We start from the raw sequence: 24,194 nt of genomic DNA on the forward strand, positions 1-24,194 counted from the left end.
GCGGCTCCGGGATTGCCTGCGGAAAGCGTGGGCGCCGGACAGGCGAGCGATATGATTCATGTTAGTCAACAAGCTGAAATCCTCGTCAAGCTGACGAGGATTTTGTTTATTCGAGGACGAAAAGTACATCATTCGCGAATTTTTCATACGTGCGGTCACTCGGATGGAATTGGTCGGTCGCGAGATCACGTGATAAGTCAGAGATATAGGCGAAAGGGTCAATCACATCGATATTTTGCGCATTCGCTAATTGCTTCGCAGAGGCGTTCCAATCGAGGATGAGCTGATTGAACGCTTGTCCATTTTCATCATTTTGAAACGGGTTGTATAGGCCGATGTAGACAATCGTAGCTGAGTCGTTCAGCGCACGGATCTCAGAAAAAATCGTTTCAAGATTTGTCTTTGCATCCGTGACCACTTGTTGAATATCGACAGATTCAAAGTTGTCGACGTTCTCCCCACGGTTGAACAAATCGTTTCCGCCGATGGTCAACGTAATATATCGTGCGTTTTCAATTGTCCGACGTACTTCGGGTTGCTCAAGTTGAGCAAGTAAATCTTCAGTACGTGCCCCAGACACAGCTAAATTTTGTGTACGAACCCCATCTTCTTCTAGTACTGTACTAACAGGTTGTACATATCCCGCGCCTGACGTCGAGCCGACACCGCGAGTCAAGGAATCGCCGAGGGCGACATAGATGTCTCCTTCTGGCTCAGGACGTTCGTCTTCAGAGACGGAAAGTGTTCGTTCTGGCGGATTGACGATATCTTGATAACCAATCCAAAGACCATATATGGCGATTCCGGTCAAAAGTACGGCGCCACTTAAAAATGCATACCATTTCGAATGTTTCATGGGCTGACCTCGCTTTCTATACAGACATCATATCAAAAATGTGACGATGTGCCCTATGTGAATGTTCGAATAGGACAGATTTGATTTTGTCCGATAGAATAAAGAAAGAGGTGAGACAATGGAACCGACTTTAAAGCTACATCAATTGACAAAGGTGATAGGGAAAAAGACGATCATCGATAATATTTCGTTAGAAGTCAACCCAGGTGAGGTGTTCGGATTTTTAGGACCGAACGGTGCCGGGAAGACGACGACGATTCGGATGATCGTCGGATTGATTAAACCGACGAAAGGTAATGTATCCATTTGTGGCTATCGTGTCGATAAACAGTTCGTTCAAGCGATGAATCAGATCGGAGCCATCGTCGAGAATCCGGAGCTGTATAAATTTTTGTCTGGACGTGAGAACTTAGAAGCCTTCGCCCGCATGTTGCCTGATGTGGACGATCAACGAATTCAAGAAGTGATCGACCTCGTCGATCTGACTGCTCGCATCGATGATAAAGTGAAGACATACTCGCTCGGGATGCGTCAACGGCTCGGAATCGCACAGGCATTATTGAACAATCCACGCGTTCTTATTTTAGACGAACCGACGAATGGACTTGATCCGATGGGGATTCGCGACTTACGACTTTTCATTCGTCGACTTGTCGAAGAAACGGGGCTGAGTGTTCTCGTGTCGAGTCATATCTTGGCCGAGATTGAATTGTTGGCGGATCGCGTCGCCATCATGTCGCGCGGGAAGATTGTCAAAGTTGGCACGGTCGATGCTTTGATTGAAGAACTCGCATCGACGGTCGATTTGCACGTTGCCAATAGCTTTGAAGTGCTGCCAATCGTTCAAGGTTATGAAGGAATCGATCAAGCGGACGTGATCGATGAGCGAACGATTCGAATCTCGATGAACGTCGAGGAGACGGCAAAGTTGAATCGATACTTAATGGAACGAGATGTCGACGTGTTCGGACTCGAGCGTCGTGTGCAGACGTTAGAGGATCTCTTCATTACTTTGACGGGCGGTGATCACATTGCCTAATCCATCTTTACTCGGACTCATACGTAATGAAGTATTAAAAATTCATCGGAAGCGTAGGTTGATGGTCGTCTCGATCATCCTGATTGTACTCGTCTCGATGTTCACATACGCGAACTATCGGCAAATCGAGAAGCAACGTGAAGAGCAAGGGACGATTGATTGGCGTGTTGATCTTCAGCAAGAAATTATCGATACACAAAACCGACTCGCTTCTGCCAACGTCCAAGACGAGTTTCGTCAGATTTTAGAATTCCGTGTCCAACAGAACCAATACTATTTAGATAATGATATCAACCCGAACTATCCAGGCGCTCCAACGTTTATGCGTGTCTTCTTCTCGCAAGGGACGACGCTCGTACTACCACTCTTTATCATCGTCTTGATGGCAGATATCGTCAGTGGGGAGCATAACGACGGGACAATCAAGACGCTACTGTCCCGACCGGTACGGCGTTATAAAATTTTGCTTGCTAAATGGTTGACGACACTTTTGTATACGTCAATTTTAATATTTGTAACCGCCGTCGTCAGTTACGCCATATCCGGAATTGTTCTCGGGTGGGATGGTTGGGCAGCTCCAATCCTGACAGGCTTCCAAGCTTCACCGACTGGAACTTTCTCAACCGATTTCGTCCACACCTTGCCGATGTGGGAATACTTGCTCATGTCGATGGGACTCTCATGGCTTGTTGTAGCTGCCGTCGGTACAATCTCACTTATGATCTCGGTATTGGTGAAAAATACGGCGACCGGAATCGGGATTATGATGGCCGTCCTCATTTCAGGACCGCTTTTGACGTCGCTTGGATCAAATTGGGATAGCTCGAAGTACTTGGTGAACGTCAACTTCGGCCTTCATACCTACTTGGAAGGACAAGCTCCACCGATTGAAGGGATGACTCTACCGTTTTCTCTAGTCGTCATTCTCATTTGGTCGATGGCCGCTCTCGCGTACGCGTTTTATCACTTTACGCAAAAAGATGTATATTAATGTCTATAGTGCTACCCTCCTGGGTGGCACTTTTTTTAGTGGCTAAATGATTATTAATAAGAACTAAATAGTGCTTATGACTCAATATTTAGAATTGTCAAAATAATTAAAAAGTTGGATACATTGTTTGTGGGAAACTGTGTAAAGTAAGAATCATCACAAAGGAGGCAAACACATGAAAAAAGTTGTATCTACATCATTAATCGCAGGTGTCCTACTCGTACCACAATTGGTCGGGGCGGCAGAATTGAAGTCAGGCACGTTGACGAAACCATCTGAAAGTGCTCCGACGACAATCGTCAAAGAGTTCGTGAAAGCAAAAGGTGAATTCAAAACGATCGAGTCGAAATCAGACAAACTTGGTAAAGTCGTCAAGTTACAACAGACGGTAGACGGTGTTCCGGTATTCGGTGGTGTCGTTGTAGGTGTCGTTGATGAAGCCGGACAATTGAAAACGGTCGTAGATGATGCAAAATCAGTAAAGAATCTACATAAATCAATCAAATTGAGCGAGAAGAAAGCCATCGCAAGCTACAAAGCGCTTGTCGGACATAAAGGTGCTTACGAACTCGAACCTGAAGCGGAATTGATCGTCTATCCAAATGGAGACAAGTCGGTCTACGCGTATCAAGTGACCGGAACGATTTTAGATGCCGAAGAGCCGTCACGTTGGACATACTTCATTGATGCTGGAACAGGAGAAGTTCTTAATAAATTCGATCAGTTAGCACACGCAAAACCGACGAACGGTGTGACAGGAACTACATACACAGGAACAGGGATCGATGTTCTTGGATATAGTCAGACGTTCAAGACAACGAAGAGTGGTTCATACTACTACTTACAAGATTCGACACGTGGAAAAGGAATCTATACGTACGATGCTGGAAACCGTACACGCCTTCCAGGTTCACTTTGGGCTGATGTCGATAACATCTTGAACACGACATACGACCGTGCAGCAGTCTCGGCACACGTCAACGCAACGAAAACGTATGACTTCTATAAGAACACGTATGGACGTAACAGCTATGATAACGCTGGTGCAGCTCTCAACTCGACGGTTCACTATAGCCGTAGCTACAACAACGCGTTCTGGGATGGTAGCAAGATGGTATACGGTGATGGAGATGGTCAGACATTCACATACCTCTCTGGGGCACTTGACGTTGTTGCCCACGAATTGACTCACGCAGTCACGGAGTATACAGCAGGATTGATCTATCAGAACGAGTCTGGCGCAATTAACGAGGCGGTATCGGATATCTTTGGTACAGTTGCCGAGTACAGTGTTGGTACAGACTTCGACTGGTTGGTAGGGGAGGACATCTACACACCTGGAGTAGCGGGAGACGGCCTTCGTTCGATGGCAAACCCGGCAGCAAACGGAGACCCAGACCACTACTCGAAACGTTACACAGGTACACAAGATAATGGTGGTGTGCACATCAACTCTGGAATCGTGAATAAAGCGGCATACCTCTTGGGTAACGGCGGATCACACTACGGTGTATCTGTCCAAGGAGTCGGTGTTATGGAGATGGGGGATATCTACTACCGCGCGCTCAATGTTTACTTGACGCCAACGTCTAACTTCTCAAGCCTTCGCCAAGCAGTCGTTCAATCGGCGAAAGATCTTTACGGTGCGACTAGCCCACAAGCAGTATCGGCTGCGAAATCGTTTGACGCTGTCGGAATCTACTAAGAGTCTAATCGAGAAATCCCTTCCGAAATATTTCGGAAGGGATTTTTTGTGTCGATTTGGGGTAAATCAAATTGGAATGATGACTGAAAAGGAGAAATAACATGAATCTAAAAGAATATATGGCTGCACCGAACAAGCAAATTCAGTTAAGTGATTTCTATACCCATGTGAAAGATAAACCCGATGATTCGACTTTGACCGATGAACTGATTCCGGACAGTGTAGAACGATTAAAAGAGTTACATTGGAGACTGTACGCCGAGAGCAAGACCGGGATTGTCGTCGTGTTACAGGCACTTGATGCAGGTGGGAAAGACGAGGCGATCAGCTACATTTTTTCGAACTTGAATGCTCAAGGGTTAAAGACGAATGCATTCCAGAAACCTTCCGATACAGAGAAGAAGCATGACTATCTATGGCGAATGCACGACCTGTTACCGGAAAGAGGTCAAGTAGGTATTTTGAATCGGTCTCATTACGAGGAAGTGATTGCTCCTCGTATCCATGACTTGTTGGGGGACGAGGTACTTCCGAATGAAGAGGATCAAGAAAAAGTGTGGGAGATGCGATATCGTCAAATTAACGATTACGAATTGTACTTGAAAGAAAATGGATTTGAAGTCATCAAATTCTTTTTTAATGTGTCGAAAGATAAACAACGGGATCGTTTGCTCGAACGACTGAAAGACCCGAAAAAGAATTGGGAGTTCTCGTTCAGCGATGTGGAAGAACGGCAATATTGGGATGATTATCAAAAAATCTTTGAAGAGATGATCACTCACACATCAACGGACGTTTCACCGTGGTATATTTTGCCGGCAGACGACGAGTGGTACAGTCGCTATATCGTTTCATCCGTCATGATCGATGTCCTCGAGCGAATCGACCCGCAATATCCGACGTTTTCAGATGAAGAGCAAGAACGCATCGATGAGGCGATTCAAATACTTGAAAATGAATAACGGATGACGTTCTCGTGAACAATTAAAAATCCCCTTGCACTGAAAGCGAATTCAAGCTAAAGTGATACAGTAGAATAGAGGTCAGACATCTGTACAAAGGGGTAATGAGTGTGGGTAACGTAAGTTTATTATTTGGTGGCGTCGCGCTATTTTTAAATAGTCTTGTCCTTCTCGGGAAGGTCGATATGAAGAGTGCCGGTGTATTTAGTTTGTTCACGGGAATCTTGCAAACGTTTATCGCAACATGGTTACTGATTGGGGCAAGTCCTGAAGAGCAGTTCGGCCTCGCGAGCATTTACTTGTTCGCGTTCACATATTTATATGTCGGTGTGACGTTCATTTTGAATCTAGACGGACGTGGCGTCGGCTGGTTCTCGTTATTCGTCTCAATCGCAGCCGCTTTTTACGGAGTGATGGCAATCGCTGTAGCCGATCCGATGGGTGCGTTGACATGGTTCTTCTGGTCACTATTATGGGGTCTCTTCTTTTTTGGAATGGGACTTGGCAGAGCGAATGAGGCGATCACAGCACGTGTCGCTCTCGTATTGTCATGGTTGACGCTGATCGTCCCGGCGATGGTTGGGATGGCAGGACTCATGACTGGATTGTATGACATGATCTGGTGGGCAGCGAGCGGAACAGCGATTCTGTACTTTATCGTCTCCGTCAAACGAACGAAACAGACCGTAGAAGTGGCTTGAATAAAGATATGACAATAAATAAAAATGAGGTAACTAAGTGAGCATGTTCTCACTAGGTTATCTCATTTTTTAATAAACGAAAACAACTATAAAAAATTATTAATCGTTTGACTGAATAATTGATCTCTTTTTGCATTTCTATTGTAGTTTCCATCCACGCCATATGAGTAATACAATAAATAGTATTGATTTTCTTTTGTCTCTTTGACGTAGAATCCATACTTTATGTGAGGTTCATCTAGGAATTCTAATTCATATATGTAACCAAACTTCGTCACGGATGATGAGGCAATCTTGTAATCTTGACTCTCGACTTGTGAGTAGTTCTCTAGAGTGGAAATCAAAAATTCTTCTCTAATTGTTTTTTCGTACCCAACATATATGATTAACGATGCTACAACAATTGTTATGAAAATAATCAAACTATAAATTCTTTTGTTCTTCACTTGTAAATAACACCTCTAGTTAGTATATTTTATTAAATACATCTTATGATAAATGGGGAAAAAAGTTAATTTAATTCTTGAAACTACTCGTAGCCCAATAAACTAAATGATTGGTGTGAATATAATGATCGCATTAGAAGCATTAAAAAAAAGATTAATTCATAATAGATTAGAAGTGCAGCGGGAAGAAGGCTATGTGGAAACAGAACTGTTTACGTTTCAGCCACCTGCTACTAAGGACGATTTGGCTAGATTACCGCATCGTTCACCATCTCAAATGATTGATTTTTTAACTTTACATAACGGCGCACAGCTATTTGTCCATCCCACATACGGTGGAAGGATTCAACTGTTTAGTGTGGAAGAAATCAACGAGTATCGAGAAATATGGGAATGTCCTGAGCAGTTTATCCCCGTCGGCGCTGGTATAGATGGAGAATGGATTGTTTGTGAGGTCGTCAACGAACATGAAAACTACATTTGGGTCGGAGAATTTTTGACTTATGAAGATGACATTGAAAAACTTCCCATGGATTATACACATTGGCTCGACTACTTAATTGTCGCGCAAGGTGCCCATTTTTGGGATTGGTTCAGAAGATAAGGTTTAATTAGTAGGTTGCTCATACATCTTAGTTGGCACACTCTTCACGAGTGTGCTTTTTTCTCGTTTATTTTGTGTCTAAAATGTGAAAAGTGGGAATGAGGATGCTAAAGGAGGCGAAAGCAGATGAGTGATGGACTCGTGTTATTACTCGGATTACTTTTATGTGGTTGGATGCTGTTTGCCGTCGTATTTGATGATAGAATAAAAAGAAGAATTTGATGGCCCGTCTCATGAGGAGACGGGTTTTTAATTGAGGAGTGAGAAGTATGAAAAAAACACCTGTCGTCGTCATCGTCGGACCAACTGCTGTTGGAAAAACAAAGACGGGTATTGAACTCGCGAAAGCGTTCGACGGCGAGATTGTCTCAGGTGACTCGGTTCAAGTATACCGGGGCATGGACATCGGTTCGGCAAAAGTAACGAAAGAAGAAGCCGAAGGAATCCCGCATCATTTGATTGATATTTGTGACCCGGATGACGCAATGAGTGTCGCAGCTTTTCAACAGTTGGCTCGTGCTGCCATTGATGATATTTATGCCCGTGGCAAACTACCGATTATCGTCGGAGGAACAGGTTTGTACATTCGTTCGATTTTATATGACTATGAATTTGTGGAACGACCTGTGGACGAGTCGTTGCGGGCTGATCTCGAACGGTTGGCAGAAGTCGAAGGACGTGAGGCGTTACATCAAAGGTTAGTTCAACTTGATCCCGAACGTGCGGCTACGATTCACCCGAATAACGTCCGTCGCGTCGTGCGAGCACTCGAAGTAGCGATGCAAGGTGATACGCAGACGACAGATAGCGCGCCGTCTGAACATTATGATTACCGATTATTCGTCCTCCATGCTGACCGGGAACTTCTATATGACCGAATCAATCAACGGGTCGATGCGATGATGGAAGCAGGACTTGTTGAGGAAGTAGAGAGCTTGATGGCGAAAGGATATCGAGATACTCAGGCGATGCGAGCCATCGGGTATAAGGAAATCATTCCGTATGTTGAGGGAAAAATTTCGAAAGACCGTGCGACAGACTTGTTGAAACAACATACGAGACAGTTCGCAAAGCGTCAATTGACGTGGTTCCGTCATCAATTTGATGGAATTTGGGTGGATATGGGGCGAAAATCATTTGAACTATCATATAAAAATATTTATGATGATGTAGAGGGGTTTTTTCGAAAATTCCGATTATTTTAAAGAGATAAAGACTAGGGGGAATCCAGCATGAAAGCGAGCTACAACATCCAAGACCATTTTTTGAATCAACTCCGAAAAGAAATGGTGCCAACGACCGTCTTTTTAGTGAGCGGGTTTCAAATTCGAGGTGTCATCAAATCATTTGATAACTTTACTGTCATCGTCGAATCAGAAGGTCGTCAACAGTTGATCTATAAGCATGCGATCTCAACATTCTCACCTGCACGTAACGTCACGTTATACGAGCCAGATGCAGTCGAAGTAACAGAAGGATAAGCATAAGAAAAGGAGCGGCCCGGGGACCGCTCCTTTTCTTATGCTGTTTTTGACGTACCGGGCTGTTTGATTGCCTCTAGGACGCGCTGGACGGCGCAGCCACCGAGGAGCGAATCCATTTGGCCACAAATTTGTGTCGGTGTCGAACGGTGTAACAATGTATATGTGCGTTTCCATGCGCGTTCTGCCGATTGGATCCGGACTAGAAGGTCGGCATGGCTAAGTTCTTTCAATTTATCAATGTTAAGACGGTTCGTACGTGTGAAAGCAGATAGGATGACCGCTTTCGCAAGTGGTGTTTGAAGTGGATAACCAGATAGCTCGAGAGCGGCCATGGCGCCTTTCATCTCGTGTTCGACGATTTTATCGAGTGACTCATCTTTTGTATATGGATTACCGGAAAGATGAGTGAGGGACTGTTCTAAGTCCTTCATCTCTATTGGACAACTAGATGCTTGTAGAATATGTTCGATGGATTGTTGCTCTTGTGCATAACGTGTCGCTTCCCCCGAGGCGATGAAACGCTCATACGTATCGATTAATGAAATCATTATCGTTTCCCCCTTTGTAGAACTATCTTTATCGTACCAATAATCGTAAGCGCTTTCAATATAATGAATGTGAAATCATGACCCTACTAGAAAGTATGTTCGCCTAATGTGTAGAAACGCGATACAATGTCAGAAGATACGAGGAGGGAATGTTCATGAATTATTATCACCAAATTGATTCGGTCACAGGTTTATCGACGAACCGTGAAAGATTTCAGATACCACATATTGAAAAATCGAAAGAGCGGTTAGATCAGTTGCCAGACGGGGCTCCTGTTCAGACGAAAGCGCTCGTTAGTACGGTAGAAGTGAGAGAAGGGAAAAGCGGGGCGAAATGGCTACAGTTAAGTGTCACGACGGCGAGCGGGATGATGCGTGCGAAGCATTGGCTACGTGGAAATGAGAGTGAACTACTTCCGATCTATGAATCGGGTGTCATCGAATTGTCCGGGAAAATCGATGTCTATCCGAAACCGGACGGTGCTAAGTCGATTACAATCGATCGTGTCCAACCGATTTCAAAAGATGAGGCGATTTCTTTACTCCCAGGGTTACCGGGTGATGAGACGATCGAACAGTTTGCAGATGAGTTGTTCAGTTTAATCGATACGTTATCACCGACCTATCAACAGATTGCCTACGGACTCCTCGATTTCGTCTGGGATGACTTTGTACTTTCACCTGCAGCTCTTTATCACCATCACAATTACGCAGGAGGATTGCTGAAGCATACAGCCTGCATGTTGCGTCTCGGATACCGGATTCAGGAGCAGGACGACTATTTGGCAATGGTGTTTCGTGTGATCAAAGAAGCCGAGCAGTTGCATAAAGTCGACCTTTGGAATACGATGAACGGTGTTAAAATCGAACAAGCCTATAAAGGTACGTTCGAATCATTATATGCGGCATGTGAAGCGATGGCAGAGCGGAAGGAACCACTCAATTGGGATGAGCTTGCGCTAGGAATCCTCTTCCATGACATCGGAAAAATATATGAATACAGTCACCTGTTATCGAGCCCGAACCGTTTTGAAAAACTGTCGCCAGTCGAAGGGACGAGTGAGACGACAGGGATCTCCATCAATCCGCTAGGAACGTTAATCGGGCATATGCCGTATGGTGGACTTCTATTCGAAGAAACGCTGCGTCGTGCAGACGTCCGTCTGCCGATTGATGTCCATCACCGTATTTGGCATATGATCTTATCGCATCATGGGAAACGTGAGTGGGGTTCGAGTGTATTACCGATGACGACAGAAGCGTGGATGCTTCACTTGATTGATTTATTAGACGCACGCTATGAGAAATGGGCTCGTGCTCATGAAGATTTGTAAGAAAAGGGTGGTACTATGATTCCCGTTCAGTTAGTGACCGGATTTTTAGGAGCAGGAAAGACGACGTATATGAACCGTCTACTCGCTGCGACAGATGAGAAGATTTGTTTGATTGTCAATGAACTCGGGGCGGTCAATATTGATGAACAGTTGATTGTAAAGATGGACCAGGAGCAAATCGAACTATCGAATGGCTGTATTTGTTGTTCGATTCAAAATGATTTGAGTAAGACATTTTATCAACTCGTGGCAAAGAAGGAGACGTTTGACCGAATCATCATCGAGACGACTGGTGTTGCCGACCCGGCCCCAATCATCCAGACGATTTATTATGATGAGTACTTACGTCAACATTTTAAGATGAACGCCATCTTGACTGTCGTCGATGCCAGTCAAATGAATCGTGACCTATTCAAAGAAGGCATTCATCAAATCGCGTATGCAGACATGATTTTATTAAACAAGACAGATTTACTCTCGAGCGAGGAATTGAAACACGCTCGAGCACGGATCACTCAAATCAATCCGACCGTTCGTGTAGTGGAAACGGTCCAGACGGAAGGGGAATTTGACCTTCTTGAAAATACGTTCCAACTGTCGCGAGTCGATGAAGAACAATTGAGTCGTCTAACAGAAGCGACCGAATCTGTCTCTTCGCTTCGGGCCGTCACGTTGAATGCAGATCTTCCGCTCTCTCGTGAACGCGTGACGCGATATGTTCGTGAGGTATTGATGCATTATGAGGATTCAATCTATCGGATGAAGGCAATCGTTCGTCTAAAGGATGAGAATCGAAAATTTGTCATTCAAGCAACGAATCAACTCATGGGCGCGACGTTTGCGAATGAGGTACATGAAGGAAACCGTTCGGTATTCGTCTGGATTGGAAAAGAACTAGATGCCGATGCATTGGCACGAGGATTAAAAGCATGTGAGGTGGAGCAAGATGAAACTCATTCTCGTTGATGGATTTAACTTATTATCACGTTATTATTTTGCAACGGAGCGGAGAAGAGCACTCGACCCAGACGTGACGGTGAAAGGGTTGCTTCGAAAAGTCGATGCTTGGACGACGGACTTTTCACACATCGCTTTCTTTTGGGACGGGACGAGAGAAACCACGCATCGTTATGCCCTTTATCCTGAATATAAAGCGACGCGTAACGGACTCCCGGAACCGCTTTTCGAAGACTATGTCAAATTGAGAGCGGCCTTGGACGAGCGAGGGATTCTACAATCAGAATTGACCGGCTATGAGGCGGACGACTTGATGGGAGCTGTGGCGACAGCGTTCCCAGGAGAATCATATCTTTATTCCTCTGACCGTGACTTACTACAATTATTGTCACCAAACGTGTTTCAAATCATGCCGAAAAAAGGTGAAGAACAACTCGTCAATGAGAGTTCGTTTGAAGCGATGTATGGGGTGAAACCATATCAGTTTGTCGACGTGAAAGCATTACAAGGTGATTCTTCGGATAATATCCCTGGCGTTCGTGGCATCGGGCCAAAAACGGCAACCATCTTGATTCAACATTACGATACGGTCGAAACGCTCTACACGCACGTTCAAAATGCAACGCTCGAGGCACCACATCAGAAGTTTGCAAAAAAATTAGACGGGCATGAAGAGATTGCGCTCTTATCTAAACGTCTGTCACAAATTGATATCCATGCGCCTATTAATACGGACTGGGAGGCGTATCGATTTGGTTCACATTTATTTTGACGCAGCAACAAATCAGACAACCGAAGAGAACGGGCTTGGTGTCTGGATTAAGTCATCAGACGGTACGGTCTCGACGTTCAAGCGTCAAGCGCAAGGTTTGTCCAGTGTCCATGCAGAATTAGCGGCTTGTGCCTATGCACTTGAAATGGCGCATACGATGCAAGGAGAGACGTCATTCATGCTCTACTCCGATGCGGAAGTGATTGTTCGTGCGTTGGAGCAACGTTTCATGAAAGATTCCTCGGCCAAACCCCTCTTTCTCAAAGCGTTGATTGCGTATGATGATTTACCGAACGTCTTTATCAAATGGATTCCTCGTGCAGAAAATCGTGCAGATGTCATTGCACGTGAAGCATTAAACGGAACGAAGTAAGCGACTAAGATCATTCTTGGTCGCTTTTTGGATTGAGTCGTTTCTTTTTAGATGGTTTTTCGCTAAAATGAAAGCGTAGTCAACTATAGAGGGGGAATTTAGCATGAAGGATTATCGAATCGAACGGGACACGATGGGGGAAATTAAAGTCCCGGCTGATGCAAAATGGGGAGCACAAACGCAACGTAGTCTTGAGAACTTTAAAATCGGTGCAGAAAAGATGCCGCTTGAGATTATACGTGCCTTCGCAATCTTGAAAAAAGGGGCGGCTCTCGCCAACGCTGAACTTGGAGTACTGGAAGAAGAGAAAGCTGAAATCATTGCGGAAGTAGCCGATGAGATTTTAGAAGGTAAGTACGACGCTGAATTTCCACTCGTCGTCTGGCAAACGGGATCGGGTACCCAATCAAACATGAACGTCAACGAAGTGATCGCGAATATTGCGAATATCAAATTGCATGCGCGTGAGCAATCGATTTGGATTCATCCGAATGATGATGTCAACAAATCGCAGAGCTCGAATGACACGTATCCGACAGCGATGCACATTGCGGCCATCCTTTCCGTGCAAGATGACGTCTTGCCGGCAATCGATGCCCTTCACCAAACTCTTTCGCAAAAAGCGGAAGCGTATATGGATATCGTCAAAATCGGACGCACACATCTTCAAGATGCGACACCGGTCACGCTCGGTCAGGAAATCAGCGGCTGGGTGCGGATGCTTGAACTCTCAAAACAAATGATTGAACGGACGATTGAACCATTGACAGAGCTTGCTCTCGGTGGAACAGCTGTCGGTACCGGAATCAACGCCCATCCTGAATTTGGGGAAGTCGTGGCGAAAAAGATTTCTGAAGAGACAGGTAAACCGTTTGTCACGGCCGTAAACAAATTCCACGCTCTTACGAGTCATGATCAACTCGTCTTTACACATGGTGCTTTAAAAGCGTTAGCGATGGATGCAATGAAGATTGCGAACGATGTGCGGTGGTTGGCATCGGGTCCACGTGCGGGAATCGGCGAAATTACGATTCCTGAAAATGAGCCAGGAAGTTCAATCATGCCAGGGAAAGTCAATCCGACACAAAGTGAAGCGCTCACGATGGTTGCCGCCCAAGTTCTTGGTAACGACGCGACGATTGGTTTCGGGGCAAGCCAAGGGAACTTTGAACTGAACGTCTTCAAACCGGTCATCATGTATAACTTCTTACAGACTTGTCGTCTCTTGACGGACAGCCTACATTCATTCAACGATCATTGTGCAATCGGGATCGAGCCGAATCATGATGTGATTTCTCGTAACGTGGAACAGTCGCTCATGCTCGTCACAGCACTCAACCCACATATCGGATATGAAAATGCTGCGAAAATTGCGAAACTGGCACACAAAAACGGTACTTCTTTAAAAGAGGCGGCATTGGAAACAGGATTATTGACAGAAGAGCAATTTGATCAATGGATTCGTCCTGAAGAGATGACATCACCGAACCTAAAAGTGAAAAAATAACACAAAGCGGTCGCAAGACCGCTTTTTATATGTCTATTTTAGGACGTAAGCACTAGGGATATGTAAAACAATAGAAAATAAATAAGGAAATAGTTGTATTTTATCTGTAGAAGTCGCATAATCGATACATAAGAGAATTCGGGGAGTACGAACATAGGGGGGACGAAGATGGAGCAAGGTCAACTCACTGAGCGTATACATATGATTTTAAAAAAAATATCAGAGTCTAGACAAATTCCTAAATCCGATATCGAGTTTCTACTTGATTGGGTGAAGAAAGAGGTTAGACAGCGACGCTTTATGCATCTGTTAGAAATATTTAGTCGTGTCGAGTCTGATGCGAAGGAGTTGCCGAACGTCCTCACGCAAGCAGAAGCACTGACCTTGATCTCTCCTGTGAAACGTTACATTCACACGGTTTTAGGAATCGAACAAGAAGACGAGGACCTCGTTCTAATCTTATCTGCGAGTTTTTCGACGTTTAGTCGCTATAAGTCGCGTGTTGAGAAGCTCGGTGCGCGTCCTGTATTTTTACAAACACTTGAAGAAGCAGTCGAGTATGACTATGAGGACGTTCCAAAAGCAATCATCATGGACGTCGAACTGTGGCCACAGTTTAAAGAGCGTGACATCCAATCGTTTGTGAGCAAGATGAGGAAATTATATGTCCCGCTCATCGTCATTGGAACAAATGAGCATTATCGTCTCGCCGCCTATTCCTATGGATTCGATGACTATTGGGAATCATGGGTACCAATGGAGGAACGGTTAGTCCGTCTTGGTCTACATATTGAAAAGTCTCGATTAGTTTCAAAGGCATTACTTGTCGATGAACTGACGGGTGCGTTTAATCGGAAGTATTTAAAAGCGACATTTACGCGCTTCATCTCAAGGTTAGAACGTTCAGGCGAGAGCTTTGCTGTTGCGCTACTCGATATCGACCATTTCAAACAGCTGAATGACACGTTCGGTCACTCTTATGGGGATGACGTGCTCCATCGTGTTTCCGAAGAAATCCGACACGCGATTCGCTCGAGTGATGAACTCATCCGTTATGGAGGAGAAGAGTTTTTGATTCTCTTGAACGTATCGGACCGAGCAATCGTCGAATCGGTTTTAGAGCGCGTCCGTACCCGGATTGAAGAGATGGAGTTCCCATACGAGCATCAAGTGACCGTATCCATTGGATATACCCGTGTCTGTCAGACAGGATATACGCTTGGAGAATGGTGTGCCTATGCGGATGAGGCGCTTTATAAGGCAAAACGGGATGGCCGAAATCGTGTCGTCCGCTATTCGTCTGCGGTTCGTGAAGAAAAGCGCATTGCTTACGTGACGATGTCAGAGAGTGCGTACACATCGCTCGCAAATCGTCTGCCGAAAGAGCACCGCCGTTATGAAGTTGTCTATCGTCCGTATGAAGCATATTCTTGTAATGACAACATTGAGATGTTCGTCTTAGACGATACCCGTGCCCATGAAGCGAGAGGGACGCTCTCTGCTGTGAAAGAACAGCGCGGTAAATATAGTCACATCCTCGCGGTCTCAAAGCGTACTGCCTCCGAACTTGAAGCGATTTATGATGACTATGCAGATGACGGTCATGATGAAGTGATTACGAAGAAGATTGAACAGTGGTTAGAAAAACTGCCGGACTAAAAAGCAGACATCGACGATTAATCGATGTCTGCTTTGTCGTATTGTATGAACGAAAAGGCATAGGCATGCTTTTCGTCTTGCGGGTGATTTGATTGATCCATGACTTTCCATGAACCAATCCGTTCTGGATAAAACGTATCAGCTTCAAACGTCGATTCGACTTCTGTGGCATAGATTCGGCTCGTCACCGACATGGTCTGTTCATATAGCGTCGCGCCGCCAATGACAAACCATTCATCGTTTTGACTTTCCTCGACGAGACGTTCTAAATCATGCCACACTTCGACACGTTCAGCTGAAAACGAAGGATCGGACGTCACGACGATATTCCGTCGGTTCGGTAATGCTTTTCCAATCGATTCGAACGTTTTTCTTCCCATGATGACGGTACCCCCAGACGTGACAGATTTGAAGTGTTTCAAATCATCCGGCAATCGCCACAATAAATCATTGTCTTTCCCGATTTCCCGATTGAGTCCATACGCGACGACATGCGAAATCATACGCTCACTTCTCCTTTAATATGTGGATGCGGGTCATATCCGAGAATCTCAAAGTCCTCAAAACGGAATGATTCAATTGAAGGTACGTCACGGACAATCTTAAGTTGTGGTAACGGACGAGGGTCACGTGACAGTTGAAGCTCCACTTGTTCGAGATGGTTATGATAAATATGAGCATCTCCAAGGGTGTGGACGAAATCGCCAACTTCTAGACCGGTCACATGAGCGACCATATGTGTCAAAAGTGCATACGATGCGATGTTGAACGGAACACCTAAGAATGTGTCGGCACTTCGTTGATACAACTGGCAAGAGAGCTTCCCGTCAGCGACATAGAATTGGAAAAGTAAATGACACGGCGGAAGGGCCATCTCATCGAGTTGCCCAGGATTCCATGCGGAGACGATCAACCGTCTTGAATCAGGATTTGTTTTGATTTGTTCAATCACTTGAGCTAGTTGATCGACGGACGAGCCGTCCGGGCGTGGGAATGAGCGCCACTGTGAGCCGTATACCGGGCCGAGGTTCCCTTCTTCATCTGCCCATTCGTTCCAAATCCGCACTCCATTTTCTTGTAGATAACGAATGTTCGTCTCACCCGAGATGAACCAAAGAAGTTCATGGATAATCGAACGAGTATGTAACTTTTTCGTCGTGATGAGGGGGAAGCCTTCTTGTAAATTGAATCGCATTTGATAGCCGAAAACGCTGGTCGTCCCTGTGCCGGTACGGTCTTCTTTCACTACTCCGTTTTCGAGGATGTGTCGACATAAATCATGATATTGCTTCATAAGGTGATGAACCTCCTTCTCAATCTCCATTGACTAAAGGTATCATAACATAACACAAGATATAGTATCTAGGAGCGTATTCCATCCATATCCTGAAAAAACAACCTTGATTCTTCGTTTTCGCGAACCTCTGTTTCGGGTATAATGGGGAATGAACAAAAGGAGGGGTTTGATGAAACTACAAGGAAAGAAAGTCCTTCAACTTGTCAGTAATGACTTCGAGGATTTAGAACTTTGGTATCCTGTACACCGTCTTCGTGAAGAAGGTGCGCATGTCATTTTAGCCGGGGAAAAGGCAGACCATGCCTACATTGGGAAGTATGGTGTGCCAGCGAAGTCGGACGTATCATTCGATGATGTGGATATCACATCGTTTGATGCGATTCTCGTACCAGGTGGGTGGTCACCTGACTTGTTGCGTCGTTTTGATTCGGTGAAAGGCTTCGTCCGATATATGGATGAACAAAAACGACCAATCGGCCAAATTTGCCATGCTGGATGGGTCTTAATTTCAGCGAATATTTTGGACGGGGTGAACGTCACGAGTACACCAGGAATCAAGGACGACATGGAAAATGCAGGTGCCATTTGGCATGACGAACCTGTTGTCGTCGATGGACATATCGTCTCAAGTCGTCGACCACCCGATCTACCAGACTACATGCGTGCGTTTATCGACGTGTTCGCAAAACAGTAATTGAACCATAAAGGAGCTATACAACGTTGAACTTAAAATCGAATCCACTACTTCGTAAATCAATGCAGTCTACAGCTTACAGTGCTGAGCCGATGACGAAAGCAGGAACATGGTCAAAAGTGTTTACCTTGCTTCTTCTCGTCACAGCGGCAGCCGGAACGACGTGGCTCGTCGTTCCTACAATCGGGGAAGGGCTCTTATTCCCGCTCATGATCGGGTCACTCATCCTCGGTTTCATCTTTGCGTTACTTATCACGTTCAAGCCGAATACGGCACCAGTCGTTGCACCGCTATACGGAATTGTCGAGGGTGTCTTCGTCGGTTCAATTTCATACTTCTTTGAAGCGATGGTCCCTGGTATTGTCGGCCGTGCCGTCATGACAACGTTCGTCGTCGCCTTTGCGATGTGGTTTGTCTATACGACGGGCCTCGTTAAAGTGACACAAAAGTTTAGAGCTGGAGTCATGGCAGCCATGTTTACGGTCATGTTATTGTACCTTGTCCAACTCGTCATGAGCCTATTCGGTTCAGGATTGGCATTTATGACAGGTTCAAGCCCACTTGCCATCGGCGTACAGTTTGTCATTGTCATCGTCGCTTCGCTCGCACTCGTCTTAGACTTCGATTTCATCGCACGTCAAGTCGAAGAGCGGGCACCAAAACAATTAGAATGGGTGGCCGCGTTTGGTTTAATCGTCACGCTCGTCTGGTTGTATATTGAATTGCTAGACTTACTGTATCGTCTAGCGATGAGAGAATAACAATCAATCATCGATCCATTGGGTCGATGATTTTTTCACGAAAGGATGTGTTCATCTGTCTGAAAAGGCAGGTACATGATGAAGAAAATTGTGATTATTGGGTCGGGCATCGTTGGTGTCTCCACAGCCTATCATTTAGCAGGAAAAGCTGACGTGACGGTCATCGACCGTAAGGAAGAAGGACGGGCGACAGATGCGGCAGCGGGAATTGTTTGTCCTTGGATTGCGCAGCGGCGTAATAAAGCTTGGTACGCACTCGCTAAAGGTGGTGCACACTATTATCCGCATGTCGTGAAAGAGTTGGAAACTGAAGGGGAGACAGACACCGGATACAAACGTGTCGGGACACTTGCACTCCATGAAGAGTCTAAACTTGATCAAATGATGGAGCGGACGATGATTCGCCGCGAAGAAGCACCAGAAATCGGTGACTTAGAACGATTGACAGCAGAAGAGGCACGACGTCTTTTCCCTCCACTATCAGATGAATATGATGCGCTTCTAGTCAAAGGTGGCGCACGTGTGGATGGTGGGAAATTCCGTGCAGCACTTGAACGAGTCGCTATGAAACGTGGTGTGAAATTTGTATACGGTTCGGCACGGTTGACCGATGGGGACGCGATTGGCGTCGAGTGTGACGGAGTTCGATATGAAGCGGATGAAATCATCCTTGCGACTGGGGCGTGGCTTCCGGAGCTGTTACAGCCTCTCGGATATACGGTTCGCGTCGACGGAGAAAAGGCGCAACTCGTTCACGTCCAGTTAAAAGATACCGATGCCTCGAATTGGCCGGTTGTCATGCCGCCAAGGCGACGTTATCTACTTGGATTTGAAGACGGGAAGGTCGTGATCGGCTCGACTCACGAGAAAGGTAAAGCGTTCGATGTTCGCCCGACGGCGATTGGTGTCCACGAAGTGCTGACGAAAGGGCTTGAATCAGCACCAGGACTTTCGGAAGCAGAACTCATCGAGACGAAAGTCGGTTTCCGTCCGGTCACACCGAACTCGATTCCTGTACTCGGGAGAGTACCGGGGGCGAATCAATTGCTTGTGGCGAACGGACTAGGGTCATCCGGTTTGACGGTCGGTCCGTTCATCGGAAAAGTGTTAAGTGAACTCGTGCTGACGGGCGAATGTGAAGTGGACCTTTCACTCTATCCGATTGAAGACTTTATATTCAAAGCATAAGAAAAGGTGGCTGTCTCTTTATAGACAGTCACCTTTTTAGCGTTTAATGACCCCGTTCAAAAAGAAATGAAAATAGTCTTCCATCGTCTCTTTCATGTCCCCGATTGAAAAATGCGGGTCGGACAGGATGGCCTGTTGCATCAATTGAACGTACCGTAAGTAGGAAGTGGTCGATAATGTGGCATCAATAGTGCCTTTTTGTTTTCCGTATTCGATTAAACGGGCGAAAGATGCATAACCACGAGACGCCAACTGCTCCCAGTTCGGATCTTGTTGAATCATCGTAGTGATGGTCTCATCAAAAAGAACAGCCGTTTTGATTTTTCGTTTCAAAATATCGACGAGTAACGTCTCAAACGGAGCGTTCGACTCAATTTGTTCATCAATCCAACTCATTTGTTCTTCCGTCATCTGCTGCAACACTTCAATGATGACTTGTTCTTTCGAGCCGAAGTAATTGTAGATCGAGACGGGAGAGACATGAGCTTGCTTCGCGAGTTCACTTACGGTAAACCGAGATTGTTTTTCTGTCATCAAGTCATATGCGGCACGTAAGATGGCCTGTCTTTTTTCCTCGGTGCGTTTTGCGAATCCATCCATAGGTCGGAGCGCTCCTTTCTGTAGTTTTGTAATAAATATACCATTTCCATTTCAAAAAAGAACGTGATATACTAGTTTTGTAATCATATTAATCTCATATTTCAAAAAAAGGAGGGTTTGTGATGATTCGGATTGAACGATTGACAAAACGATTCGATGCAACCCACGGTATTTTTGATGTGACACTCGATGTGTTACCCGGTACGATTTTTGGATTCATCGGACCGAACGGTGCTGGGAAATCGACGACGATTCGTCATCTAATGGGTCTGTTGAAACCGAGCGAAGGGAAGGCGACCATTAACGGGTTTGACTGCTGGAGCGAAACCGAGCAGGTCAAACGAAATGTCGGTTATTTGCCAGGAGAAATCAATTATCCACAACATATGACCGGAGAAGAAATCATTCGGTTGACACGGCATTTGCATAAAACGGATCCTGCACGAGAGCGACGACTTCGGGAGCGATTCGCGTTCGATGAGTCGACGAAAGTTCGGAAGATGTCTAAAGGGATGAAACAAAAGCTCGCCATCATCACGTGCTTCATGAAAGAGGCACCCGTCTATATTCTGGATGAGCCGACGAGCGGACTCGATCCGCTCATGCAGGAACGTCTGATTGATTGGCTAATCGAAGAAAAAGAAGCAGGTAAGGCGATTCTGATGAGCTCTCACCATTTTCCTGAGATGGAGCGGACGTGTGATCGAGCCGCATTGATTAAAGACGGGCGCATCATTATTGAGGAAGATATGGAAGAGCTTAGACAGCATAGTGTGAAACGATATCAGATTGAGTTTTCTTTTGAGGCAGAGGCAATCCGATTCACCGAAACGACTGGAACGCGAGATGGAATACACGTAGAAGTCGCCATCACGTCGCCAGAAGACTTGAACAACTTGATTCGAACGCTTGCCGACTATGAGATTCGTTCATTGGAGAGTGGCGCTGACGAACTCGAACACTTGTTTATGCAGTATTACGGGGAGGCGACATAAATGTTAATACGCTCAATGTTTAAACAGAATCGCAGTTGGATTCTCGGTTATTCGGTCGGGACAAGCGTCTATCTCTTCTTTTTGGCAGCTATATTCCCATCCATTCAGGAAACGGGACTGATTGAGGCGAAATTAGAGTCACTTCCACCTGAGTTACTCGAAGTGTTTCAAATTGATGCGACGATGGCGATGGATAATCTGCTCAATTTATTGTCGAGTAACTATTATGGATTGATTTTTTATGTACTCGCCGTGTTGTTTGCGTTGACGTTCGCCTCGAAACTTCTTGCCAAACCGGTCGATTCAGGTGAAATCATGCTGTATATGGCAGCTCCGATTTCTCGTGTCACATATGTATGGTCTACGTTCATCATCCTAGTCATTGCAGTTGGCTTGTTTGTCGGGTTGAATGGCTTCAGTCTCATGGCGGCAGATGTATTATTCGATTTACAAATCGACTATGCGGTTTTATGGATGCTTCAATTGAACGGAGCGCTCATGCTTCTCGTATTAGGGGTCGTTGCCTATATGCTGGCCAGTCTGTTTGATGACAGTAGTAAATCTTATATGGTGACTGGTGGAATCTTCACGTTCTTCTTGATGGTGAATATTATCAACGGAGTAAGCGAGCAGTTCGAATGGTTAGGGAACATCTCTTTCTTTTCTCTCTTCGATGCTCCGGCCATCATGCGTGAAGAGTTCGGTGGTGTTCACTTTATTTGGTTAATCGGCTTGTTAATCGTGTTTTCAGCACTCTCATTCTTCCGCTTTACCCGAAAAGATTTAACGATTTAGTTTTCCGAAATAAATTGTCGGGTATGATACAATCAGCTCGTTAGAAAGAAAAGGGGATGAATGAAATGTTATATGCTACGTTACGAAACAAAGTAGAGATTCCGATGATTGGGTTTGGGGTATGGCAAGTCGACAATGAGACAGAGGCACCAGCTGCTGTCGTCGAGGCACTCAAGACTGGCTATCGCCATATCGACACGGCTGCCATTTATAAAAATGAAGAAGGCGTCGCAAAAGGGATTAAAATCTCTGGAATCGACCGTTCAGACCTATTCATCACATCGAAAATTTGGAATGATGATATTCGTGAAGGGAAGACGAAAGAAGCGTTTGAAGACTCATTAAAACGCCTAGAGACAGACTATTTAGACCTTTGTCTGCTTCACTGGCCTGTTGATGGTTTCGTCGATGCTTGGAAGGACCTGATCGAACTATACGAAGCTGGAAAGATTAAAGCAATCGGTGTTTCCAACTTCAAAGAACATCATCTTGAGACGTTAAAAGAAGAAGGACTGATGGCACCACTCATCAACCAAGTAGAACTTCATCCACAGCTTCCACAACCGGATTTGTTGGACTATTGCCAGGATGAAGGCATTCAAATTGAGGCGTGGAGTCCACTTATGCAAGGGAAGTTCTTAGAGATCGATGCCTTCTCGGAGATTGCGGAGAAGCATGGAAAAACGCCTGCACAAGTTGTGCTTCGTTGGCACCTCGAGTCAGGTCATGTCGCATTGCCGAAGTCGGTGACACCGCACCGAATTCGTGAAAACTTCGACGTATTTGATTTTTCACTCGACGCGGACGATTTGGCAAAAATCGACCAGGTGGCGACAGGTGAACGTCTTGGACCAGATCCGGACGAAATCGACTTTTAATGACTTGGGGCTCGCATTTGCGAGCCCCTTTCTAAGTGTAGAGTCACATGGATGCGGGTAATGATTATTATGTTGCTAAAAGGAGGTGTTTGATCTTCATTCAGAAGATCGTGCTTATGGACTTATCAAAATGGCCAATTGTAAACTGGGTCGCTTTTCTAGCGACCGTCGTCATCAATTATTTTGCGAGCGGTGATAATGCCGCGGTTTCAGACCGAATTGACATCTACTTTAAACCGGCGGGTTATGCCTTCTCCATTTGGGGCGTCATCTATGTCGCATTACTTGTCTGGTTAGTCTTACAATTGAAAAAAGGGACGACGGCCAATCGACAGGCCGAACGTATGAAAGCAGGATTCCTGATTTCATGTGTGTTGAACGGATTGTGGCTTCTCGCATTTACGAATGAGTGGTTCGTACTCTCGCTCGTAATCATGGTGGCATTCTTAGCGTCTCTATGCTGGCTATACTATATTGCATTCCGCACATCTACAAGTTGGCTCGATCGTTTCCCGTTCTCGATCTATATCGGTTGGGTGTCGGTCGCAACGATTGTCAATACGTTCGTCGTGATGAAGACAGAACAGATCACTTCTTTATTAGGTCTTGATGAACTTGCATGGACATCGCTCATGCTGATGGTCGGTGTTGTATTAGCCCTACTCTTTATGTGGTGGCATCACGATTTCATCTATCCACTCGTATTCGTCTGGGCCTATATCGGTATTTTTGCAAGAATCGAAGAAGGGACACTGTATGTCGTCATCGTCAGTGCGCTCGCATTGCTCGCGATTGGATATATCGGTTTGATCTTGTGGAAGCGTCCGAAATCGTTTTTGCATCACCCGCGAAAAACAGTTGAACACTAAGTTCGAAAGGGATGTCTATAAAGATATCCCTTTTTTATGTTCTTAAGAACCTATAAATAAATAATATTCATGGATATTTATTCTTTATCTAACATAACTAAAACGATAAAACCTATTGATATCATCTATGTATACGCTTTCAATCGTAATAGATTCAATTCCTATTATGCAAAAATACA

26 protein-coding genes are annotated in these 24,194 nt (G+C 45.3%); 21 read left to right on the forward strand and 5 right to left on the reverse strand.

Annotated features, from left to right (window positions below; all coding sequences use genetic code 11):
- Positions 1–106: 106 nt before the first annotated feature.
- The gene (locus tag PQI28_RS08275) at positions 107–856 is read right to left on the reverse strand and encodes a GDSL-type esterase/lipase family protein (protein WP_214745256.1); all 750 of its coding nucleotides are present in this window, start codon (positions 854–856) and stop codon (positions 107–109) included.
- Between the two features lie 118 nt (positions 857–974).
- Between PQI28_RS08275 and PQI28_RS08280 the strand changes: the two genes are divergently transcribed.
- The 8 genes from PQI28_RS08280 to hfq all read left to right on the forward strand — a co-directional run bounded on the left by PQI28_RS08280 (position 975) and on the right by hfq (position 8,785).
- Positions 975–1,895 carry an ABC transporter ATP-binding protein gene (locus PQI28_RS08280; RefSeq protein WP_224860829.1) on the forward strand — a complete coding sequence of 307 codons (921 nt, stop codon included), beginning with the start codon at positions 975–977 and terminating at the stop codon, positions 1,893–1,895.
- Positions 1,888–2,886, forward strand: coding sequence for an ABC transporter permease (locus tag PQI28_RS08285; RefSeq protein WP_339962970.1), 999 nt, complete (start codon positions 1,888–1,890; stop codon positions 2,884–2,886). Before PQI28_RS08280 ends, PQI28_RS08285 begins: the two co-directional genes overlap by 8 nt.
- A 175-nt stretch (positions 2,887–3,061) precedes the next feature.
- Positions 3,062–4,591, forward strand: coding sequence for a M4 family metallopeptidase (locus PQI28_RS08290; protein ID WP_339962971.1), 1,530 nt, complete (start codon positions 3,062–3,064; stop codon positions 4,589–4,591).
- Positions 4,592–4,692: 101 nt separating this feature from the next.
- The gene (locus tag PQI28_RS08295) at positions 4,693–5,553 is read left to right on the forward strand and encodes a PPK2 family polyphosphate kinase (protein WP_339962972.1); all 861 of its coding nucleotides are present in this window, start codon (positions 4,693–4,695) and stop codon (positions 5,551–5,553) included.
- Between the two features lie 104 nt (positions 5,554–5,657).
- Positions 5,658–6,254, forward strand: coding sequence for an AmiS/UreI family transporter (locus tag PQI28_RS08300; RefSeq protein ID WP_339962973.1), 597 nt, complete (start codon positions 5,658–5,660; stop codon positions 6,252–6,254).
- A gap of 570 nt (positions 6,255–6,824) precedes the next feature.
- Positions 6,825–7,304 carry an SMI1/KNR4 family protein gene (locus tag PQI28_RS08305; RefSeq protein ID WP_339962974.1) on the forward strand — a complete coding sequence of 160 codons (480 nt, stop codon included), beginning with the start codon at positions 6,825–6,827 and terminating at the stop codon, positions 7,302–7,304.
- Positions 7,305–7,573: 269 nt separating this feature from the next.
- On the forward strand, positions 7,574–8,509 hold the full coding sequence (miaA, locus tag PQI28_RS08310; protein ID WP_339962975.1) for a tRNA (adenosine(37)-N6)-dimethylallyltransferase MiaA: 936 nt from the start codon (positions 7,574–7,576) through the stop codon (positions 8,507–8,509).
- Between the two features lie 27 nt (positions 8,510–8,536).
- On the forward strand, positions 8,537–8,785 hold the full coding sequence (hfq, locus tag PQI28_RS08315; protein WP_012726185.1) for an RNA chaperone Hfq: 249 nt from the start codon (positions 8,537–8,539) through the stop codon (positions 8,783–8,785).
- A gap of 38 nt (positions 8,786–8,823) precedes the next feature.
- Here hfq and PQI28_RS08320 read toward each other — a convergent pair whose 3' ends face one another.
- Entirely contained in the window at positions 8,824–9,336 is a 513-nt protein-coding gene (locus PQI28_RS08320; protein ID WP_224860837.1) for a hypothetical protein, read from the reverse strand.
- A gap of 155 nt (positions 9,337–9,491) precedes the next feature.
- Here PQI28_RS08320 and PQI28_RS08325 point away from each other — a divergent pair, with 155 nt between their 5' ends.
- The 6 genes from PQI28_RS08325 to PQI28_RS08350 all read left to right on the forward strand — a co-directional run bounded on the left by PQI28_RS08325 (position 9,492) and on the right by PQI28_RS08350 (position 15,938).
- On the forward strand, positions 9,492–10,670 hold the full coding sequence (locus PQI28_RS08325; protein ID WP_339962977.1) for an HD domain-containing protein: 1,179 nt from the start codon (positions 9,492–9,494) through the stop codon (positions 10,668–10,670).
- Between the two features lie 15 nt (positions 10,671–10,685).
- Positions 10,686–11,636 carry a CobW family GTP-binding protein gene (locus PQI28_RS08330; RefSeq protein ID WP_339962978.1) on the forward strand — a complete coding sequence of 317 codons (951 nt, stop codon included), beginning with the start codon at positions 10,686–10,688 and terminating at the stop codon, positions 11,634–11,636.
- Positions 11,617–12,399: a 5'-3' exonuclease gene (locus PQI28_RS08335; protein ID WP_214692097.1), complete on the forward strand. Its 783-nt coding sequence runs from the start codon at positions 11,617–11,619 to the stop codon at positions 12,397–12,399. The genes PQI28_RS08330 and PQI28_RS08335 overlap by 20 nt, the downstream gene beginning before the upstream one ends.
- Positions 12,380–12,772, forward strand: coding sequence for a reverse transcriptase-like protein (locus PQI28_RS08340; RefSeq protein WP_339962979.1), 393 nt, complete (start codon positions 12,380–12,382; stop codon positions 12,770–12,772). The genes PQI28_RS08335 and PQI28_RS08340 overlap by 20 nt, the downstream gene beginning before the upstream one ends.
- Before the next feature lie 103 nt (positions 12,773–12,875).
- Positions 12,876–14,279: a class II fumarate hydratase gene (gene fumC, locus PQI28_RS08345; protein ID WP_214761861.1), complete on the forward strand. Its 1,404-nt coding sequence runs from the start codon at positions 12,876–12,878 to the stop codon at positions 14,277–14,279.
- A 168-nt stretch (positions 14,280–14,447) separates the two neighbouring features.
- On the forward strand, positions 14,448–15,938 hold the full coding sequence (locus tag PQI28_RS08350; protein ID WP_337873768.1) for a GGDEF domain-containing protein: 1,491 nt from the start codon (positions 14,448–14,450) through the stop codon (positions 15,936–15,938).
- Positions 15,939–15,955: 17 nt separating this feature from the next.
- Here the strand turns inward: PQI28_RS08350 and PQI28_RS08355 are convergent, their stop codons facing one another.
- Together PQI28_RS08355 and PQI28_RS08360 are read right to left on the reverse strand one after the other, a co-directional pair.
- Positions 15,956–16,441, reverse strand: a complete 486-nt coding sequence (locus tag PQI28_RS08355) for a dihydrofolate reductase (RefSeq protein ID WP_224860847.1) — start codon at positions 16,439–16,441, stop codon at positions 15,956–15,958.
- On the reverse strand, positions 16,438–17,232 hold the full coding sequence (locus PQI28_RS08360) for a thymidylate synthase (RefSeq protein ID WP_274664834.1): 795 nt from the start codon (positions 17,230–17,232) through the stop codon (positions 16,438–16,440). Before PQI28_RS08360 ends, PQI28_RS08355 begins: the two co-directional genes overlap by 4 nt.
- 172 nt (positions 17,233–17,404) lie before the next feature.
- Between PQI28_RS08360 and PQI28_RS08365 the strand changes: the two genes are divergently transcribed.
- From PQI28_RS08365 to PQI28_RS08375, 3 genes are all read left to right on the forward strand, one after another.
- Positions 17,405–17,929 (forward strand): type 1 glutamine amidotransferase domain-containing protein, encoded by a 525-nt coding sequence (locus tag PQI28_RS08365; protein WP_026826070.1) that lies wholly within the window; start codon positions 17,405–17,407, stop codon positions 17,927–17,929.
- Positions 17,930–17,955: 26 nt separating this feature from the next.
- Positions 17,956–18,690, forward strand: coding sequence for a Bax inhibitor-1/YccA family protein (locus tag PQI28_RS08370; RefSeq protein WP_214692109.1), 735 nt, complete (start codon positions 17,956–17,958; stop codon positions 18,688–18,690).
- Positions 18,691–18,765: 75 nt separating this feature from the next.
- Positions 18,766–19,878: an NAD(P)/FAD-dependent oxidoreductase gene (locus PQI28_RS08375; protein WP_339962980.1), complete on the forward strand. Its 1,113-nt coding sequence runs from the start codon at positions 18,766–18,768 to the stop codon at positions 19,876–19,878.
- Between the two features lie 36 nt (positions 19,879–19,914).
- Here PQI28_RS08375 and PQI28_RS08380 read toward each other — a convergent pair whose 3' ends face one another.
- Positions 19,915–20,478 carry a TetR/AcrR family transcriptional regulator gene (locus PQI28_RS08380; protein WP_271304882.1) on the reverse strand — a complete coding sequence of 188 codons (564 nt, stop codon included), beginning with the start codon at positions 20,476–20,478 and terminating at the stop codon, positions 19,915–19,917.
- A gap of 122 nt (positions 20,479–20,600) precedes the next feature.
- Here PQI28_RS08380 and PQI28_RS08385 point away from each other — a divergent pair, with 122 nt between their 5' ends.
- From PQI28_RS08385 to PQI28_RS08400, 4 genes are all read left to right on the forward strand, one after another.
- Positions 20,601–21,473: an ABC transporter ATP-binding protein gene (locus tag PQI28_RS08385; protein WP_339962981.1), complete on the forward strand. Its 873-nt coding sequence runs from the start codon at positions 20,601–20,603 to the stop codon at positions 21,471–21,473.
- Positions 21,474–22,268: an ABC transporter permease subunit gene (locus tag PQI28_RS08390; protein WP_339962982.1), complete on the forward strand. Its 795-nt coding sequence runs from the start codon at positions 21,474–21,476 to the stop codon at positions 22,266–22,268.
- Positions 22,269–22,333: 65 nt separating this feature from the next.
- Positions 22,334–23,146: an aldo/keto reductase gene (locus PQI28_RS08395; RefSeq protein WP_083600150.1), complete on the forward strand. Its 813-nt coding sequence runs from the start codon at positions 22,334–22,336 to the stop codon at positions 23,144–23,146.
- A 116-nt stretch (positions 23,147–23,262) separates the two neighbouring features.
- Positions 23,263–24,015: a tryptophan-rich sensory protein gene (locus PQI28_RS08400; protein WP_224860860.1), complete on the forward strand. Its 753-nt coding sequence runs from the start codon at positions 23,263–23,265 to the stop codon at positions 24,013–24,015.
- The last annotated feature ends 179 nt before the right edge of the window (positions 24,016–24,194 follow it).

Origin of the sequence: Exiguobacterium sp. USCH10 (assembly GCF_037619445.1) — a bacterium.
Classification (GTDB): Bacteria; Bacillota; Bacilli; order Exiguobacteriales; family Exiguobacteriaceae; genus Exiguobacterium; species Exiguobacterium aestuarii_A.